The sequence below is a fragment of the Arthrobacter sp. L77 genome (genome assembly GCF_000816565.1).
GTDB lineage: Bacteria > Actinomycetota > Actinomycetes > Actinomycetales > Micrococcaceae > Arthrobacter_D > Arthrobacter_D antioxidans.
This window is the reverse complement of the sequence record NZ_JWSU01000006.1, coordinates 251,769-270,304: the sequence shown is the minus strand read 5'-3', so window position 1 is coordinate 270,304 and position 18,536 is coordinate 251,769. Positions and strand designations below refer to the sequence as shown.

Annotated in this window: 17 protein-coding genes; 6 read left to right on the top strand and 11 right to left on the bottom strand. The window is 71.2% G+C overall.

Annotated features, from left to right (window positions below; all coding sequences use genetic code 11):
* Positions 1-3 precede the first annotated feature (3 nt).
* Together RY94_RS11415 and RY94_RS11410 are read right to left on the bottom strand one after the other, a co-directional pair.
* The gene (locus tag RY94_RS11415; RefSeq protein WP_043445211.1) at positions 4-552 is read right to left on the bottom strand and encodes a hypothetical protein; all 549 of its coding nucleotides are present in this window, start codon (positions 550-552) and stop codon (positions 4-6) included.
* A gap of 705 nt (positions 553-1,257) precedes the next feature.
* The gene (locus tag RY94_RS11410) at positions 1,258-2,856 is read right to left on the bottom strand and encodes an ABC-F family ATP-binding cassette domain-containing protein (RefSeq protein ID WP_043445210.1); all 1,599 of its coding nucleotides are present in this window, start codon (positions 2,854-2,856) and stop codon (positions 1,258-1,260) included.
* A 166-nt stretch (positions 2,857-3,022) separates the two neighbouring features.
* On the opposite strand from RY94_RS11410, the gene RY94_RS11405 reads away from it, so the two are divergent.
* The 3 genes from RY94_RS11405 to RY94_RS11395 are packed head-to-tail and all read left to right on the top strand — an operon-like array spanning position 3,023 to position 5,050.
* Entirely contained in the window at positions 3,023-3,664 is a 642-nt protein-coding gene (locus tag RY94_RS11405) for a biotin transporter BioY (protein WP_043445208.1), read from the top strand.
* The gene (locus tag RY94_RS11400; protein WP_043445206.1) at positions 3,657-4,349 is read left to right on the top strand and encodes an energy-coupling factor ABC transporter ATP-binding protein; all 693 of its coding nucleotides are present in this window, start codon (positions 3,657-3,659) and stop codon (positions 4,347-4,349) included. Before RY94_RS11405 ends, RY94_RS11400 begins: the two co-directional genes overlap by 8 nt.
* Complete coding sequence (locus RY94_RS11395; RefSeq protein WP_082046292.1) at positions 4,346-5,050, top strand: energy-coupling factor transporter transmembrane component T family protein; 705 nt, start codon at positions 4,346-4,348, stop codon at positions 5,048-5,050. The genes RY94_RS11400 and RY94_RS11395 overlap by 4 nt, the downstream gene beginning before the upstream one ends.
* Positions 5,051-5,072: 22 nt before the next feature.
* Here the strand turns inward: RY94_RS11395 and RY94_RS11390 are convergent, their stop codons facing one another.
* The 9 genes from RY94_RS11390 to RY94_RS11350 all read right to left on the bottom strand — a co-directional run bounded on the left by RY94_RS11390 (position 5,073) and on the right by RY94_RS11350 (position 15,654).
* Positions 5,073-7,463 (bottom strand): HAD-IC family P-type ATPase, encoded by a 2,391-nt coding sequence (locus tag RY94_RS11390; protein WP_231554508.1) that lies wholly within the window; start codon positions 7,461-7,463, stop codon positions 5,073-5,075.
* Positions 7,464-7,571: 108 nt separating this feature from the next.
* On the bottom strand, positions 7,572-9,257 hold the full coding sequence (locus RY94_RS11385) for an ABC transporter permease (RefSeq protein ID WP_052274275.1): 1,686 nt from the start codon (positions 9,255-9,257) through the stop codon (positions 7,572-7,574).
* Positions 9,257-10,195: an ABC transporter ATP-binding protein gene (locus RY94_RS11380; RefSeq protein WP_043445204.1), complete on the bottom strand. Its 939-nt coding sequence runs from the start codon at positions 10,193-10,195 to the stop codon at positions 9,257-9,259. The genes RY94_RS11385 and RY94_RS11380 overlap by 1 nt, the downstream gene beginning before the upstream one ends.
* Before the next feature lie 155 nt (positions 10,196-10,350).
* Positions 10,351-10,680: a metal-sulfur cluster assembly factor gene (locus RY94_RS11375; protein WP_043445202.1), complete on the bottom strand. Its 330-nt coding sequence runs from the start codon at positions 10,678-10,680 to the stop codon at positions 10,351-10,353.
* 67 nt (positions 10,681-10,747) lie between these two features.
* Entirely contained in the window at positions 10,748-11,515 is a 768-nt protein-coding gene (gene sufC, locus RY94_RS11370; RefSeq protein WP_043445200.1) for a Fe-S cluster assembly ATPase SufC, read from the bottom strand.
* A gap of 68 nt (positions 11,516-11,583) precedes the next feature.
* The gene (locus RY94_RS11365) at positions 11,584-11,943 is read right to left on the bottom strand and encodes a non-heme iron oxygenase ferredoxin subunit (protein ID WP_043445199.1); all 360 of its coding nucleotides are present in this window, start codon (positions 11,941-11,943) and stop codon (positions 11,584-11,586) included.
* Positions 11,943-13,286, bottom strand: coding sequence for a Fe-S cluster assembly protein SufD (gene sufD / locus RY94_RS11360; protein ID WP_442853449.1), 1,344 nt, complete (start codon positions 13,284-13,286; stop codon positions 11,943-11,945). Before sufD ends, RY94_RS11365 begins: the two co-directional genes overlap by 1 nt.
* A gap of 2 nt (positions 13,287-13,288) precedes the next feature.
* The gene (gene sufB / locus RY94_RS11355; protein WP_043445197.1) at positions 13,289-14,761 is read right to left on the bottom strand and encodes a Fe-S cluster assembly protein SufB; all 1,473 of its coding nucleotides are present in this window, start codon (positions 14,759-14,761) and stop codon (positions 13,289-13,291) included.
* The gene (locus tag RY94_RS11350; protein ID WP_082046290.1) at positions 14,761-15,654 is read right to left on the bottom strand and encodes a helix-turn-helix domain-containing protein; all 894 of its coding nucleotides are present in this window, start codon (positions 15,652-15,654) and stop codon (positions 14,761-14,763) included. Before RY94_RS11350 ends, sufB begins: the two co-directional genes overlap by 1 nt.
* 128 nt (positions 15,655-15,782) lie before the next feature.
* Here RY94_RS11350 and RY94_RS11345 point away from each other — a divergent pair, with 128 nt between their 5' ends.
* Genes RY94_RS11345 through RY94_RS11335 form a run of 3 tightly spaced genes read left to right on the top strand, consistent with a single transcriptional unit; the run spans position 15,783 to position 18,500 of the window.
* Positions 15,783-16,733: an ABC transporter ATP-binding protein gene (locus RY94_RS11345; protein ID WP_043445196.1), complete on the top strand. Its 951-nt coding sequence runs from the start codon at positions 15,783-15,785 to the stop codon at positions 16,731-16,733.
* Positions 16,730-17,524: an ABC transporter permease gene (locus RY94_RS11340; protein WP_052274274.1), complete on the top strand. Its 795-nt coding sequence runs from the start codon at positions 16,730-16,732 to the stop codon at positions 17,522-17,524. Before RY94_RS11345 ends, RY94_RS11340 begins: the two co-directional genes overlap by 4 nt.
* 4 nt (positions 17,525-17,528) lie before the next feature.
* Positions 17,529-18,500: a COX15/CtaA family protein gene (locus RY94_RS11335; RefSeq protein WP_082046289.1), complete on the top strand. Its 972-nt coding sequence runs from the start codon at positions 17,529-17,531 to the stop codon at positions 18,498-18,500.
* Positions 18,501-18,536: the final 36 nt, after the last annotated feature.

Below are 18,536 nucleotides of genomic sequence, written 5' to 3'. Positions count from 1 at the left end.
CTGTCAGGCCTCGACGGACTGGGTCGCGAGCGCAGGAGAGCGCGCTTCCGGGTGGCGGCCCTGGGGAGGATGGAGCGGCATCTGGACGGACGGGGTGACCCTGGAGGACACCTTGTCCGGCAACAGGATCACCTCGACCGTATCCGTGGGCACCCCGGTCGGACTGACGTCGACCGGCCCGCTCCCGATGAGCTCCGCAGGCACGAGCGCCGGGTCCTTCGCGGCGGTGACGGTGGTGAGCGGGCCGCGGGCGACCGGTTCGCTCTGGCCCTGCTGGCCGGCGGTCGGTCGGACCGCGTCGGCCTCGTCCGTGGGGTGCGATGCGACGGTCTCCGTCGCGACGGAGTTCGCCGTCACTGTCGCGGGCACGGCCGGACGGGACCGACGACGGTAGATCCGGACCCCGATGAATCGGATGATCACGGTCACGATGACGACGGTCCACAACACGAGGCTCAGCTGTGCGACGAAGTCGAGCAGTCCCTCGAACATTGCACCGTCCCGGCCGAAAGTCCCCGGTGCGGCCACGGATACGCCGGCCATGCCTGTCATCGGTCTTCCTCCCCTGCTGCGCGCAGACCCGGCCCGCCGGTCCTGCCGACCTCGGGGACGACTGCTCCCGGTGGACGACGCGTGGGGAGCGGGAACGGCACTCCGTTGTCCGGAACCGCAGGATGACGGCCCAGGAAGGCGGTGCCACCGCCTACCGCCGAGTGCGTCCCGGAGGACTGGTTGGGATCGAGGGGGATCATGAAGAGTCTCCTCAGCGTTTGACCTTCGAAAAGCTGTTGCACAGCCCGTTGGTACGACTAAGTTACGTATCCCCTTGAGGCCAAACACGAGTAGCTGATACTCGAAAAGGTTTCTGAGAGTACCTATGAGAAATGCCGCGCGCGGGCCGTAGCTTCGATCTCCCTGAGGGCGGACGCGGCGACTCGGGAGGCCGCCCGATACGAGGCCGGAGCGTCCCTGCAGGAGAGCCGCTGCGGCTCCCGCAGCACCGGGGAATGGTGCTGCGGGAGGCACGGGCCGGCCCGGCCGGGAGGTGGCTCGCGGAGGTCCGGGACAAAGCCGGACCGAGGGCCGGGCACGGAATCGGCGGGCTCGCCGGGACACGTCGGACGGCGGTCGCCCGGGCAGGGAGGGCTCGACGGAGGGCGCCGCAGGCCACGCCGGCATACGGGCGCGGGATGTCCCCGCACGACCGGAACCCCCGCCCGCGACCTGCGGGGCTGGATCGTTGCCAACCCGGTACGGCTAGGCGAGGGTGACGAGCTCCAGGTAGTCGTCGTTCCAGAGGTCCTCGACGCCGTCCGGCAGCAGGACGACCCGCTCGGGGTCGAGTGCGTCGACAGCGCCCTCGTCGTGGCTGACCATGACCACGGCGCCGCTGTAGTTCTTGAGGGCGCCGAGGATCTCGGCACGGCTGGCGGGGTCGAGGTTGTTCGTGGGCTCGTCCAGGAGGAGCACGTTCGCCGAGGACGCCACGATCGTCGCCAGGGCCAGACGGGTCTTCTCGCCGCCCGAGAGCACACCGGCGGGCTTGTCGACGTCGTCGCCGGAGAAGAGGAAGGACCCGAGGATGCCGCGCACCTCGGCGTCCTGCATGTCCGGGGCCGAGGACTTCATGTTCTCGAGCACGGTGCGCTGCGTGTCGAGCGTCTCGTGCTCCTGCGCGTAGTACCCGACCTTGAGTCCGTGGCCCGCGACGACCTTGCCGGTGTCCGGGGTGTCGACGCCGGCAAGCATCCGCAGGAGGGTCGTCTTCCCCGCACCGTTGAGGCCGAGGATCACCACCTTGGACCCGCGGTCGATCGCGAGGTCCACGTCGGTGAAGATCTCGAGCGAACCGTAGGACTTGCTCAGCCCCTCCGCCGTCATCGGCGTCTTGCCGCAGGGCGACGGTTCGGGGAAGCGCAGTGCGGCCACGCGGTCCGAGGTGCGGACCGCGTCGAGGTTGCCGAGCAGCCGTTCGGCGCGTTTGGCCATGTTCTGGGCGGCGACGGCCTTCGAGGCCTTCGCCCGCATCTTGTTGGCCTGGTCCATGAGGACATGCGCCTTCTTCTCGGCGTTGGCGCGCTCGCGCTTCCGGGCGCGCTCGTCGGTCTCCCGCTGGAGCTGGTAGCGCTTCCAGCCCATGTTGTAGATGTCGATGGTCGCCCGGTTGGCGTCCAGCTGGAACACCTTGTTCACGGTCGCCTCGAGCAGTTCGACGTCGTGGCTGATCACGATCAGCCCGCCCTGATGGTTCTTCAGGAACTCCCGGAGCCAGGCGATGGAATCGGCGTCGAGGTGGTTGGTGGGCTCGTCGAGGAGCATCGTCTCGGCACCGGAGAAGAGGATGCGGGCGAGTTCGACGCGACGGCGCTGGCCGCCGGAGAGCGTCTTGAGGGGTTGGTTGAGGATCCGCTCGGGCAGTGACAGGTTCGACGAGATCGACGCCGCCTCGGCCTCCGCTGCGTAGCCGCCGCCCGAGAGGAAGGCGGACTCGATGCGGTCGTAGCGCGCCATCGCCTTGTTGCGCACCGAGGTCTTGTCGCTGGCCATGTCCTCCTGCGCCTGCCGCAGCTCGCTGACGACCTCGTCGAGGTTGCGGGCCGAGAGGATACGGTCGCGGGCGAGCTGCTCCATGTTCGGCGTCCTCGGGTCCTGGGGCAGGTAGCCGATCTCGCCGGACCGGGTCACCGTTCCGCCGGCGGGGAGTGCCTCGCCCGCCAGGACCTTCGTGAGGGTCGTCTTGCCCGCGCCGTTGCGCCCGACGAAGCCGATCTTGTCGCCCTTGTCCACGCGGAAGGAGACATCGTCCATGAGCAGGCGGGCACCCGCCCGCAGCTCCAGCTTGGAAACGCTAATCACGGTGAGGCCTTTCAATGGTGCCGGAGACGGCGTTGTTGTAGGAATCCCACAAGGGATCCCCGGATGACCGGCGCTAGTCTCGGTACAGAAGCAGTTACGGCTGGAGGAAGTCGACAAATCACCGGAGCAGCCGGTGGAACTCCGGCCCGCTGAAGGAGCGTGTGCCATGCAGTCAGCCGGGAAGACCGCCGCCGAGCCGGTCCGCCGCCGTCCGTCATCCGGACGACTGTCCCGACGACGGTGGGATGCCACCGATCTCTCGCTGGTCGCGGTCTTCGCCGCCCTCATTGCCGCCCTCGCAATCCTACCCGGTATCCCGGTGGGCCCGCTCGGAGTGCCCATCACGCTCCAGACCCTCGGTGTCATGCTCGCGGGAATCGTCCTCGGACCGGCGCGCGGAACGGCTGCCGTCCTGCTCTATCTGGTCGCCGGGCTGATCGGGCTGCCGGTCTTCAGCGGGTTCAGCGGAGGCTTCGGCGTCCTGGCCGGACCGTCCGCGGGATACCTCGTGGCCTTCCCCCTCGCGGCTCTCGTGGCCGGGCTCCTCGCCGTCGCGGTCCTGCGCCGGCAGCGCTTCCGGGTGCCCCTCCTCTTCCTGGCATGCCTCGCGGCGAGCCTGGTGACCATCCACCCGCTCGGCATCGCGGGCCTGATGGTCAACGCGGGGCTGCCCCTGCGGGATGCCGTGATCGTCGACGCCGCCTACCTGCCGGGCGATGTGCTCAAGAACATCCTGGCCGCGGTCATCGCCGTGTCGGTGCACCGCGCCTTCCCCCGGCTCCTCGCCGGGCGCGCACCCCGTGATTGAGTTCGCGGGGGCGCAGGTGCGCGTGGACGGCGGACGGACCATCCTCGAGGCGAGCCTGACCCTGCGCGAGCGGCGGGTCTCGGTGATCGGCGCCAACGGGTCCGGCAAGTCCACCCTGCTGCGCCTCATCAACGGCCTGCTCGTCCCGTCGAGCGGTTCGGTCAGCGTCCTCGGCCGGGACACACGGACGGCGGGGCGCGCGGTCCGCCGTGCCGTCGGCTTCGTCTTCACCGATCCCCTCTCACAGCTCGTCATGCCGACGGGCCGCGAGGACGTGGAGCTGTCCCTGCGCACCCGGAGACTCCCCTCGGCCGAGCGTCGCCGACAGGCCGGGGAGGTCCTGCGGCGCTTCGGCGTGGACCACCTGGCCGACCGCAGCATCTACGACCTCTCCGGCGGCGAGCGGCAGATCCTGGCGCTCGCCGTCGTGCTCGCGGTGGAACCGCAGATCCTCGTGGCCGACGAACCGACCACCCTCCTGGACCTGCGCAACGATGCCCGCGTGCGGGACGTCATCGCCGGGCTGGAGCAGCAGGTCGTGTTCACCACGCACAACCTCGACTTCGCCCTCGAGGCCGAGCGGACGCTCGTGGTCGACGGCGGCGCCGTGGTCTTCGACGGGGTACCCGCCGACGCCGTGGCGTACTACCGCTCCCTGGCCGGACGGCCGGTGCGCGGCCCGTGAGGGGTTTCGGCAGCACGATGGGCCTCTACGAGCCCGGCCACGGCGTCCTGTACCGCACGCCGCTCCCCGTCAAGGCCGCGGCGTCCCTCGCCTGCGCCGGGATCGTCCTCGCCTGGCGCTCGCCGTCGGTCACCGGCGTCGCGCTGGCCCTGACCGTGGGCGCGCTGGTGATCGGCGCGCACCGCTCCCCCGTGAGGATCCTCAGGATGCTTCTCCCGGCGGCGCCCGTCCTCGTGGTCCTCGCGCTCTACCAGGGGTGGCAGCAGGGGTGGCCCGCCGCATTCGCCGTGGTGGGCGGGATCATCGCCTGCCTGCTCGCAGCGCGGGCCCTGACGCTCACGACCCCCACGCAGGACATCCTCGACGGCGTGGTGCGGCTCGCCCGCCCCTTCCGGTTCCTGGGCGCGCAGCCGGAGCGCTTCGCCCTGGCGCTGTCGGTGATGCTGCGCAGCATCCCCTACCTCGCCGGACTGTTCGTCGACGTCCGGGAGGCAGCGAAGGCGCGCGGCCTAGAACGCAGCCCGCGGGTCGCCGTGACCCCCCTCGTGATCGGCGCGGTGGCGTACGCGCACAGGACGGGCGAAGCCCTCGCGGCGCGGGGCCTCGGGGACCACGACGACGGCGACCACGGCAACGACGACGGCCCCGCCGACGACGACGGCCCCGCCGACGACGAGGACCCCGCACGGGAGACGCAGTAGGCACCCGACCGGAGCCACCGCCTCACAGCGCTCCGGGCCTGGACCTGATCCTGCGGTGCACCACCTCGAGCACCACGCCGGCGGCAGCGGACGCGGCGACGGCGACGACCACCAGCTCCGGCGGGGGGATCTCGAGCTGGAGGAAGGCCCGGGCGGCGGGCAGCGCGAGGATGAGGGGCAGGCCGGCGTAGGCGGCGACGACGACGCCCGCCGTCGTCCGGGTGAACGGCCGGGCGAGCACGGCGAGCACCCAGAGCGCGCTGAGCGTCAGCGTGATGACCGCGACGGTCTGGATCACCGCGGTGGACGCACCGGCGGGACCCCGCGCGTACGCGACGGCGCCGAATACCGCGAACGCCACGACGATCCCCGACGGGATGCACCACCGGCCCACGCGCCGCAGGAACCCCGGGCGGTACCGCCGCGTGTTCGGCAGGAGTCCGAGCACCAGGGCCGGGAGGCCGATGGTCAGCCCGTCGACCACGGCCAGCTGCCGTGGCAGGAACGGGAAGGGCCACAGCAGCACCCCGAAGACCAGGGCCAGCAGGACCGCGTACACGGTCTTCGAGAGGAACAGCTTCGCGAGCCGCTCGACGTTCGCGATCACCTGCCGGCCCTCCGCCACGATCCCGGGAAGCCGCGCGAAGCCTCCATCGAGCAGCACGAGGTTCGCGACGGCCCTCGCCGCAGGGGCGCCGGATCCCATGGCGATGCCCAGGTCGGCGTGCTTGAGGGCCAGGGCGTCGTTGACGCCGTCCCCGGTCATCGCCACGGTGTGCCCGAGTGACTGCAGCGCGAGCACCATGGCCTTCTTCCGGTCCGGCGAGACGCGCCCGAAGACGCTCTCGGTCCTGAGGACCTCGGCAAGGGCCCGAGGGTCCTCCGGGAGCGTCCGGGCATCCACGCCCGACGAGGCGCCGGGCAGACGCACCTCCCGGGCGACCGCGAGCACGGTGCCCGGATCGTCGCCGGAGATGACGACCACCCGGACTCCCTGCTCGCCGAAATAGCGGACCGTGTCCGCTGCGTCGGGGCGGACACGCTCGCGCAGCACCGCCATCGCGACGGGTCGGAGGCCGTCCGGCAGGATCGGCGCCGTCGACCCGCCGGTCCGGGGCAGCGGGCGGGACGAGTGCGCGAGGATCAGGGTCCTCGTCCCGGAGGCGGCGATCGCCGCGGCCTGCGCCACGATGCTTCTCCCCGGACCGGCCGCGCCCAGCACCACATCCGCGCCGCCGAGGACCCAGGACCCGCGCAGGCCGTCCTCGGTGAAGTGGGCGCCGCTCCACCGGTGGCGGCTGGAGAACGCCACCGTCGCGTCGGGAGGGGCGCTCCCGGTCCAGGCGCCGGGGACACCGGATCCGATGACCAGCGCGGTCGCATTCGCCGCCGGGTCCGCCGCGAACCAGGCGAGGGCCTGCCGCCACCCGGCGGGCGCGCCCTCCACCGCTTCGAGCCGGTCCAGGGCGAACGAGCCGTCCGTCAGCGTCCCGGTCTTGTCGATGCACAGGACGTCCACCCGGGCCAGTCCCTCGACGGCGGCGAGTTCGTGGATCAGCACGCGCCGCCGGGCCAGGCGCGCCGCGCCGACGGCGAGGGCCACCGAGGTCATGAACACCAGGCCGGCCGGCACCATCGCATTGATGCTCGCCACGGCGGTGATGGTCGCGTCGCGCCACGCCCCGCTCGACAGCGCCGCGGACCAGCCGCCCGCCGCCTGCATCTGGCCGTTGACGACGATCACCGACAGGGGGAGCAGGCCGAGGGAGATCCAGTGGATGACACGGCCGATCGACCGCCGCAGCTCGCTGTCGACGAGTGAGAACTGGCGGGCCTCCGCGGTGATCCTCGCAGCATAGGACGCGGCTCCCACACCGGTCACCCGCGCCAGTCCCGCACCGGCGACGATCGTCGAACCGCTCATCAGCCCACGCCCGACCGTCACGGGCACGGGGACCGCCTCGCCGGTGAGGAGCGATTCGTCGACCTCCAGTGCGCGGCATTCGACGAGCTCGGCGTCCGCGGGGACCTGCTCGCCCGGCCGGAGGACGAGCAGGTCGTCGAGGACGACGGCGTCGACGGCGCACTCGGCGTCGACGCCGTCGCGCCGCACGTACGCGCGGGGCGCGTCGAGGACGGCCAGACGGACCAGGGCGCGCTTGGCCGTGAACTCCTGCACGACGCCGATCAGCGTGTTCGCGACGATGAAGAACCCGAACAGGGCGTCCTGCCACGCTCCGAGCAGCACCAGGGCCAGGAAGCACCCGCCGACGACCGCATTGAAGAGGGTGAGCACATTGGCCTGCAGGATGCTCGCGAAGGAACGCCCCGTGGAGTCGGGGCTCGTGTTGACGAGCCCCCGTTCGGTCCGGTCCAGCACCTCGGCCGTGCTCAACCCCTGCCACGCGCCCACGGTCGGCAGTGCACTCTCCCGGCCGACCCCCGTCGCTGGTGCCCGGCCGGTCCGGTCAGCAGGCATCCGCCCGGCGGACGCCGCGCTGCGGGCCGGTGCGCCCCGGCATCAGGGCGTGCCCGACTGCCGGCGGAAGCGGCCGACCGCGATCATCCCGGCGACGGCGGCCCACACTGCCAGGACGAGGATGTCCAGCCACGGCACCGGTGCCCCGGCAGCGTCCCACGCAGCGACCAGCCCGTTCTGCAGGTGCTTGAGCGGGAACAGCGAACCGACGGTGCCCATCCACTCCGGTCCCTCGTTCAGGAAGACGTCCGAGAAGAAGGAGAGGAGGAAGAGGACGGCCAGCCCCACCGAGCCGACCGCCCGCGCACCCGGTACCAGCGTGGTCAGCAGCACCCCGCAGGCCGCCAGGCTGAGGCATCCGGCCAGGAGGACCACCAGCCCGAGCAGCAGCCCGGCCGCACCGATCCTGAGGCCGTAGGCGAGTGCCCCGAGCAGGAGGATCGCGGCGAGGATCACCAGGGTGAGCGTGAAGCCTGCGACGGTGCGCCCGGCGAGATAGCCGACCACCGGCAACGGCGTTCCCCGCATGCGCTTGAGCAGACCGGTGTCCCGCGCCCGGGCGACACCTTCCGCGAGGTTCATGAAGAGGGCGACGCCTGCACCCCAGGTGACCATGCTGGCTCCGATGACCAGCGCTGCCGGCCGGCCGTCGGCGAGGGTGTCGCCCGGCTGGACGGTGACCAGGAGGGCGAAGAGGCCGACCGGCATGACGACGGAGAAGAACACGTCGCCTGGCCGGCGGGCGGCGCCGCGCAGCGCTGCCCCGGACTGGGCGGCCAGAAGGGCGAGGAGCGAGGGCCGGCGGCCCGCGACGGCGACGAGCCCCTTCGACACGTCCACGCCGGACGGGGGTGACAGGGACAACGGCGACAGGGACGACGGCCGGTGTGCGGGGACGACGGAGCGGGACCGGGGACGCTCCCACCGGAAGGCGCCGAGGCCGACCAGCGTGCCGGCGACGAGCCACGCCGCGATGACCCCGAGATCCGCCGGGTTCCAGCCGCTTCCGGGGAGATAGGGGTCGAACTGGTCCCGCAGGGAGTCGGCATAGGGCTTCAGCGGGAACACGGACGCGACCGTGTCGAGCCAGGGCGGCAACGCGGCTCCCACGACGAAGAGCCCCGAGATGAAGGAGAGCACCACGGCGGAGCCGATCGAGGCGGCCTCCGCGATCGAGGCGGTCCGGCTCAGCGACCCGATCGCGAGCCCGACGGCGGAGAAGGCGAGGGCCCCGAGGACCAGCGTGGCGGCCGTGGCGAGGAGCGTCTCCGTGCGCAGGCGGACGTCGTAGAGCAGCACGCCGAGCAGCACCGTCGCCACGAGGGATCCGAGGGCGAGCAGCAGGGCCGCGCCGATCTGACCGACGAAGTAGCCCCAGGCGGGAAGGGGTGTGCCGCGGAGTCGCTTCAGCACCCCGGTCTCCCTGGCCTCCGCCACCGCGATCGCCACGGGCGGCAGGGTGGCGAAGAAGGTGCCCATCGCGATCGCGACCGGTGCGGCGAACTGCATGACCCGGACACCGTCCGGACCCACGGCGTCGTTGCCGGCGAGCAGGCCGAGCAGGAAGAGCCAGAGCAGCGGCAGGACGAAGGTGAAGATCAGCACCACCTGGGTCCGCCAGAGCGCGAGGACGGCGTGCACCAACCGGTCGCGGGCCATCGAGGCGACGCTCACACGGACCGCGCGTACCCGGACGGCGCTCCCGCGGACGGCGCCGCCGGTGCCCATCACGCCCTCCCCCGGGGCGCGGCGGCGTCCTCCCGCTCGGGCTCCGCCGCGCCGACGAGCGCCAGGTACACGTCCTCGAGCGAGGGACGCCGGACCTCGAGGGCAGGGAGTTCGATCCGGCGTTCGAGCGCCCAGCCGGACAGCGAGTGCAGCACCGCGGCAGGCTGCGTCGTCGCCAGCGTCCACCCCGCCCCGTCGGGGACGGGCGTGCCGCCCAGCCCGGGAAGACTCGTGACGGCGATACCGCGCGGCAGGCGGAAGGAGACCACGACGCTGCGCTGTCCCGCGGTCAGCTCCGCGGGCGTCCCGAGCGCCACGATCCGGCCCTCGACCATCACGGCCACGCGATCGGCGAGGTGTTCGGCCTCGTCGAGGTAGTGCGTCGTCAGGAGCACGGTCTTGCCCATGTTCCGCAGGCCGTCCACCAGCCCCCAGGCCTGGTGCCGCGCCGAGGGGTCGAACCCGGTGGTGGGTTCGTCGAGGAAGAGCATCTCCGGATCCCCGACCAGGCCGAGTGCGAGATCGAGGCGGCGACGCTGGCCGCCCGAAAGGGTCTTCACCCGCGCTTTCCGCTTCCCGGAGAGGCCCACCCGGTCGATCAGGGCGTCCGCCGCCAACCGCCGTGGGTAGAGCCCGCGCTGCAGGTTCACGAGTTCCAGGACGGTGAAGTCGTCCTCGAACCCGGCGTCCTGCAGCACGATCCCGATCCGCTCGAGGAAGGCACGGGCATGCGTGGCCGGATCGAAGCCGAGCACCGAGACCGACCCGGAATCGGCACGCCGGTGTCCTTCCAGGATCTCGACGGTCGTCGTCTTCCCGGCGCCGTTCGGCCCGAGGAGGGCGAACACCTCCCCGGCCTCCACGGTGAAGGACACGCCGTCCACCACGACGAGGCCGCCGTAGGACTTCCGGAGATCCCGGACCTCTACCGCCGCCATCCTGTGTCCCCCTGGTCGGTCGCCTGCGACCAACGGTAGGACCACCCGGGTACGCCGATCAGGGCCGAAGGACCCCCGACGGACGACGGGAGGGCGGCCCCAGCCGGTGCTGGAACCGCCCTCCCGTTCTGCCGGCTGCTGCCGGCGGGGACCGCTCAGATGTTGAAGCCGAGGGCCCGCATCTGGTCGCGGCCGTCCTCGGTGATCTTCTCCGGACCCCACGGCGGCATCCACACCCAGTTCAGGCGCCACTCGTCCACGACGCCGTCGAGCGCCTGGCCCACCTGCTCCTCGAGCACGTCGGTCAGCGGGCAGGCCGCCGTGGTGAGCGTCATGTCGATCAGGAGGGCGCCGTCCTCCGCGTACTTCAGGCCGTACAGGAGACCGAGGTCGACGATGTTCACGCCGAGCTCCGGGTCGATCACGTCCCGCAGCGCTTCCTCGATGTCATCCAGCGCGGTCTGCGCCTGCTGCACCTCACTCATCGAACTCTTCCTCTCAGGCTGGTGTCATGCGGTCGGCGCGCAGGACGCGCCGGGTGGTGCGTAGGTCCTACGCCTCGACCGCGGTCTGGGCCGTGAACCGATCGTAGCCCTCTTCCTCGAGGCGGTCCGCGAGTTCCGGCCCGCCCTGTTCTGCGATCCGGCCCGCGACGAACACGTGCACGAAGTCAGGCTTGATGTAGCGCAGGATCCGCGTGTAGTGGGTGATGAGCAGCGTGCCCATCTCCCCCTTGGCGTGCTCGCGGTTGACGCCTTCCGAGACCACCTTGAGGGCGTCGACGTCGAGGCCGGAATCGGTCTCGTCGAGGATCGCGAACCTGGGGCGGAAGAGTTCGAGCTGGAGGATCTCCACGCGCTTCTTCTCGCCGCCGGAGAAGCCCTCGTTGACGTTGCGCTGGGCGAAGTCCGCGTCGATGCGCAGCTGCGCCATGGCGGTCTTGACGTCCTTGGTCCAGTGGCGCAGGCTCGGCGCCTCGCCGTCGAGGGCCGTCTTGGCCGTCCGCAGGAAGTTCGTCATCGTCACGCCGGGCACCTCGACCGGGTACTGCATGGCGAGGAACAGGCCGGCGCGGGCGCGCTCGTCGACGCTCATCGACAGGACGTCCTCACCGTCGAGGGTGATGGTGCCGCTGTCGACCTTGTAGCGGGGGTGGCCGGCGATGGTCGACGCGAGGGTCGACTTGCCGGAGCCGTTGGGCCCCATGATCGCGTGGGTCTCGCCGGTCCTGATGGTCAGCGTGACACCGTTGAGGATGGGGATGTTGCCCTGCTCGGTGTCGATGCTGACGTGCAGGTCCTTGATTTCAAGTGTGGACATCGTGTTCTTTCTCCTTCGCCTGGCTGTGCAGGAGGTGTGCAGGAAGTAGGTGGGCTGAGCGGCGACCGCTAGCCGAACTGCGGTGCGGCTGCTCCGTTGGTGACCGTCGTGACATCGACGTAGACGTTGCCGTCATGGATCTCCAGCGCGAAGACCGGGACGGGTTCGTATGCGGGGAGCTGCAGCGGGGCACCGCTGCGGAGGTCGAACTGGGAGCCGTGGCCCCAGCACTCGATGGCGCACCCCTCGACGTCGCCCTCGGACAGCGAGATGTCCGCATGCGAGCAGGTGTCGCCCAGCGCGTGGATCTCGCCGTCGGAGTCGCGGACGATGACGACCGGGTAGTCGTCGATGAGGACGCGCAGCGCCTGCTTGACCTGGATGTCGTCGACGCTGCAGATCAGTTCGCCGCGGGGGGCCTCGGCCATCAGAGGTTGCCCGCCGCGAGTTCGCGCTCGACCGACTCCGAGAGCCGCTCCTCGAGCGCGGGGACCTTGATCTGCTGGATGACCTCGGTGAGGAAGCCGCGCACCACGAGGCGGCGGGCCGCCTTCTCGGGGATGCCGCGCGCCATGAGGTAGAAGAGGTGCTCGTCGTCGAACCGGCCGGTGGCACTGGCATGGCCGGCACCCTCGATGAGGCCCGTCTCGATCTCGAGGTTGGGCACCGAATCGGAGCGCGCGCCGTCCGTGAGGATCAGGTTGCGGTTGGTCTCGTAGGTGTCCGTGCCCTCGGCCGCCTTGCGGATGAGGACGTCCCCGACCCACACGGTGTGCGCGTCCTGGCCCTGCAGCGCGCCCTTGTAGGTCACGCGCGACTTGCAGTTCGGGACGGCGTGGTCCACCAGGAGCCGCTGCTCGAGGTGCTGTCCGGCGTCGGCGAAGTACAGGCCGTACATCTCGACCTCGGCGCCGGGCGCGGTGAAGATCGACGACGGCGTGAGGCGCACCAGGTCGCCGCCGAGGCTGACGACGACGTGCTTGAATCGCGCATCGCGCCCCACCTTCGCCTGCTGCGAGGACACGTGCACGGCGTCGTCGTCCCACTCCTGGACGCTGACGACCGTGAGCTCCGCGCCGTCGCCCACGATGATCTCGACGTTCTGGGCGAGCGTGACCGAGCCCGTGTGGTCGAGGACCACGACGGCCTTCGAGAAGGCCTCGGCGCGGATGAGGACGTGCTGGGCCGCGGCGACGGGCGAGGTGCCCGTCACGGCGACCATCACCTCGCCGTCGGCCACCGTCTCCCGCGGGATGGTGATGACCGTGGCCTCGGCGAACGCGTTCCACGCGGCGGCCGAGACGCGGTCCTCCGGCGTGGCGGCCGAACCGAGCCGGGCATCGCTGCGGTCGACGGTCTCGACGGTGACGTTGCCGGCTCCCGTGACCGAGACGGACGGGGCCGCCCCCGTCAGCTCGTCGGTGTGCAGGCCGCGCAGGCGCTTGAGCGGCGTGAACCGCCAGTCCTCCTCGAACCCGGTCAGCGTCGGGAAGTCCGCGAGGTCGAAGGACCGGCGGCGCTCGCCACGGGATGCCTCCGGGATCACGGGCGCGTTGCCGTGGCTGTGCTTCTTCATGCCGTGCTGCTCCGTGCCGTCGTCCCCGCCGGGCAGGCTCTCGCCCTCCTCGGTGAAGCCGTCGATCGCGGACCCGGAGCCGGCGGGCGCGCCGAGGCGCGCCTTCTCGGCGAGGTCGCCGAGGACGGTGTCCCCGCCCCCGGTCGAGCTCTCGGGTGAGTAGTCGGTGTGGTCCATCTGGGTGGTATCAGCCATCGCTAGCCCACGGCCCCTTCCATCTGCAGTTCGATCAGCCGGTTCAGCTCGAGCGCGTACTCCATGGGCAGCTCCCGCGCGATCGGCTCGATGAAGCCGCGCACGATCATGGCCATGGCCTCGTCCTCGGGGAGCCCGCGGGACATGAGGTAGAACAGCTGCTCCTCGCTGACGCGCGACACGGTGGCCTCGTGGCCCATGGTGACGTCGTCCTCGCGGATGTCCACGTACGGGTAGGTGTCCGAGCGGGAGATGGTGTCCACCAGCAGCGCGTCGCAGCGGACCGTGTTGGCCGAGTGTTTCGCACCCTCCCGCACCTGGACGAGTCCGCGGTAGGCGGCACGTCCGCCGCCGCGTGCCACGGACTTCGAGATGATCGAGGACTTGGTGTTGGGCGCGATGTGGACCATCTTCGACCCGGTGTCCTGGTGCTGTCCCTCACCGGCGAAGGCGATGGAGAGCGTCTCCCCCTTGGCATGCTCGCCGACGAGGTACACCGCGGGGTACTTCATGGTGACCTTGGAACCGATGTTGCCGTCGATCCACTCCATGGTGGCGCCCTCGTGGGCGATCGCGCGCTTGGTCACCAGGTTGTACACGTTGTTCGACCAGTTCTGGATGGTGGTGTAGCGGACGCGGGCGCCCTTCTTGACCACGATCTCGACGACGGCCGAGTGCAGGGAGTCGGAGGTGTAGATCGGGGCGGTGCAGCCCTCGATGTAGTGCACGTAGGAGTCCTCGTCCGCGATGATCAGCGTCCGCTCGAACTGGCCCATGTTCTCCGTGTTGATGCGGAAGTAGGCCTGCAGGGGGATCTCGACGTGGACACCCTTGGGCACGTAGACGAACGAGCCGCCGGACCACACGGCCGTGTTCAGCGACGCGAACTTGTTGTCGCCCACGGGGATGATCGTGCCGAAGTACTCCTTGAAGATCTCCGGGTGCTCCCGCAGCGCGGTGTCGGTGTCGAGGAACAGGACGCCCTGGCGCTCGAGGTCCTCGCGCAGCTGGTGGTAGACCACCTCGGACTCGTACTGGGCGGCGACGCCGGAGACCAGACGCGCACGCTCGGCCTCGGGGATGCCGAGCTTCTCGTACGTGTTCCGGATGTCCTCGGGGAGGTCCTCCCACGTGTTCGCCTGCTTCTCCGTGGAGCGCACGAAGTACTTGATGTTGTCGAAGTCGATGCCGGAGAGGTCTGCGCCCCAGGCGGGCATGGGCTTGCGGTCGAAGTACTTGAGGCCCTTGAGGCGGAGGTCGAGCATCCACTGGGGCTCGTTCTTCTTCGCGGAGATGTCGCGGACGACTTCCTCGCTGAGGCCGCGGCGCGCGTTGTCGCTCGCCTCGTTCTTGTCGGCCCATCCGTACTGGTAGGTCCCGATGCCCTCGAGCTCCGGGTTCTTCTCGAGGATGTCGCTGATCACCGACTCCGGCACTGCCGATGCAGCTGGCTTACGGTCTACTTGATCCGTCATCACGGCCTTCCTTGCTGATGGATGGATAACGTTGCTGGATTGCTGGGCGGAACGGTGTCCGGGTCCGCGTGGGCGGGGCCGGGTGCGTCCGGGCCGACAGGCGCGGCCGGGGCCGCCGTCGTCCGTCCCAGGGGAATGTGGGTGGTGCAGACGTGTCCGCCGCGAGCCAGGGTGGAGAGCCGCCGGACGTCGACGCCGAGCAGGCGGGCGAAGACGTCGGTCTCCTGGTCGCAGAACGCCGGGAACGCCGAGGCCAGTCCCTGGATGGGGCAGTGGCCCTGGCACAGCTGCACGCTGAGCATGACCGGGCGGGTCGGCGCCGGGACGGCCCGCGGCCCACCTCCCTGCGGGAGGCCCACCGTCTTGGTGGATCCGACGAAGCCGTCGGTGGTGAGGGCGCCGGCGAGGGCATGGGCCCGGGCGGCGAGGTCGGGGCCCGCGGCTTCGACGATCGGCCGGTAGCGCTCCTCCATGCCGGAGAACCGCGTGCGGGCGAACTCCTCGATGGCTTCCGGCCCCGCGGCCTCGCCGAGCTGCGCGAGCGCCGCGACGGCGATGTCGAGGTAGTCGTTGCCCATCGTGGACTGGCCGCGCCGACTGAGCACGTAGCGCCGGGCCGGGCGGCCCGCGCCGGTCGCCGATCCGCGGACGCGCTTGACCTCGATGAGCCCCTCGGAGGAGAGGGCGTCGAGGTGCCGTCGCATGGCGGCGGGCGTGAACCCGAGGCGGTCGCCGAGCTCGGCGGCGCTGACCGGTCCGCGTTCGAGGACGGCTGACAGCACGCGGTCCCGCGTGCGCTCGTCAGGGTCGGGCGAGACGATCTGCGCGGCGGACGACGTCGGGACGCCGGGAGATGCAGCCGCCGGAACGGCGGCGCGGGGTGATGCGGTCACGGTCCATTCCCTCCGTCGGCGACAAAATACACAACATAAGCATGACCTAATGTATTCCGCCCCACCACTTAGGCGAGGCTACCCATCGGTCCCGCCGGCCCGCCTACTACCTGCCGTAGAATAATCGGGTGCCGACATCTTCCCCCGCCCTCGAGATCGACGGCCTCGTCAAGGACTTCGGCCCGGTCGGCGCCCTCGACGGCCGGATGGTCCGCGTGCTCGACGGCGTCAGCCTGCGGGCCGAGCACGGCGCCGTCACCGTCCTGCTGGGAGCCAACGGCGCCGGCAAGACGACGACCCTCGAATGCGCGCAGGGGCTGCAGCGTGCCGATGGCGGCCGGGTCCGCCTGCTCGGCGAGGATCCGTCCCGGGCCACCCCTCGTCTTCGGGCGCGCGTCGGCGTGATGCTGCAGGACGGCGGCCTCCCGCCGTCGGTGCGCCCGCTGGCCCTCCTGCGCCATGTCGCGTCCATGTACGCGGATCCCCTGCCCGTCGACGCCCTGGCGGGGCACCTGGGACTCGACGGGTTCGGGGCCGTCTCGATCCGGCGGCTCTCCGGGGGACAGAAGCAGCGCCTCGCCCTTGCCTGCGCCCTGGTGGGACGCCCCGAGGTGGTCTTCCTCGACGAACCGAGCGCCGGCCTCGACCCGCAGTCACGCACCATCGTGTTCGACCTCATCCGGGAGCTCCGCGCCGACGGCCTGGCCGTCATCCTCACCACGCACCTGCTCGACGACGCGCAGAAGCTCGCCGACTACGTCTACATCCTCGAGGGAGGCCGCACCGTCGCCGAGGGTACCGTCGCCGAGCTCACGGCGGACACCGAGGCCGACGGTACCCGCGAGCTGCGCTTCGAGACCGTTCCCGGCCTGTCCTTCCCGGCCGATCTCCTGCCCCATCTGCTCCAGCGTGAGACGGAGCCGGGGCAGTACGTGCTCCGCGGGCCGCTCACGGCCGACGACGTCGCCCGGCTGGCAGGCTGGTGGGACGCCTGCGGTGTGATGCCGTCGGCCATCTCCATGGCACCGCGCTCGCTCGAGGACGTCTTCCTCGACATCTCCGGACGGAGCATCCGATGACGCTCGACGCACCCGTTCCCGCCGGCGCGCCGGCCGTCCCTCCGAGCGGCGGGACGGCGGCGTCGCTGCCCACCCGCGTGCTGCGCCACGGCGCGTACGAGGCCCTGGCCATGCTCCGCAACGGGGAGCAGCTCGTCCTCGCGATCGTGCTGCCGCTCCTGGCGCTCACGGCGCTGGTCATCACGCCCCTGCTGGATTCCTCCGGAGGACACCGGATCGACATCGCCGCTCCCGGCGTCCTCGCCCTCTGCACCATGTCCACGGCCTTCACCGGGCAGGGCATCGCGACGGGGTTCGACCGCCGCTACGGCGTGCTGCGCTTCCTGTCCACGACGCCGCTCGGCCGGTCGGGGCTGATCCTCGGCAAGGCCGTCGCGGTCGCCGTCGTGCTCGCCGTCCAGCTCGTCGTGATCGGCGGGGCCGCCGCACTCATGGGCTGGACACCGGACCCTGCGGGGATCCTGCCCGCGGCACTGCTGCTGCTCCTCGGTTCGGCAGCCTTCACCGCGCTGGGCCTCCTCGTGGCCGGGACGCTCCGTCCCGAGGCGACGCTCGCGGTCACCAACCTCGTCTGGATCCTGCTCGCGGCCGCGGGCGGCGTGATCATCCCGGCGGCGAGCCTGCCCGCCGCCGCCGAACCGTTCGTCTCGGTCCTCCCCTCCGCCGCCCTCGGCGACGGTCTCCGGAGCGCCCTGGCGGACGGCGTGTTCGACCCCATCGCGTGCCTCGTGCTCCTGGCCTGGGCCGCCCTCGCTAGCCTGGCGGCCATCCGCTGGTTCAAATGGAGCTGACAGCATGACTCTTCCCGCGCTCTCCCGCCTCACGGACGCCCTCCCGCGCACCACAACGCCCGTGGTGCGGCGGCTGGCCGTCGCGTCCCTCGTCTCGCAGATCGCCATCGTCGTGACCGGCGGCGCCGTGCGCCTCACCGCATCCGGGCTCGGCTGCCCGGAGTGGCCGCGCTGCACGGCCGACTCGATCATCACCACGCCCGAGATGGGCTTCCACGGCGTGATCGAGTTCGGCAACAGGCTCCTGACCTTCGTGCTCGTCGTCATCGCCGTCGCCATGATCGTCTCCGTGCTCGGCATGCGCCGGCAGCGCAAGGACCTGTTCCGCCTGTCGATCGGCCTCTTCCTCGGCATCCCCGCGCAGGCGGTCATCGGCGGCATCACCGTGTGGACGGATCTGAACCCCTGGGTCGTGGGCCTCCACTTCGTGGTCTCCATGATCCTCGTCGCCGTCGCGACGGTGCTCGTCAACCGTGCGCGGATCGACACGGAGCAGTATCGGACCCCACGCCTGCCCGCCGCGCCACCGCTGCTGCGCCAGCTGCTTGTGACCTCGACCGTGCTCACGTCGATCACGATCCTGCTCGGCGTCGTCGTGACCGGGTCCGGCCCGCACGCCGGCGACCACGGCGCCGCCCGCAACGGCCTCGACTCCGACCTCGTGACGCGCCTGCACGCCCTCCCGGTGTACCTGCTGGTCGCCACGGTGGCCCTCGCCGTCGTGGTCGCCTACCGCGCCGGTGTCCACGCGAGACTGCGCCGGGCGGTGGTGCTCCTCGCCGCGATCGTGCTGGCCCAGGGAATCATCGGGTACGTGCAGCACTTCCTGCACCTGCCCGTCGCGCTCGTGGCGCTGCACATGCTCGGCGCGTCACTGCTCATGGCCGCGGCCGTCCACGCCCAGTACACCGGGACCACGAGGAGGACCCTGCCGGGAACACCGGCCGGGGCCCGGGTCCCGCAGGCCGTGTCCTAGTCCCGCAGGCCGTCTCCTAGGGACGGCAGCCGCTCC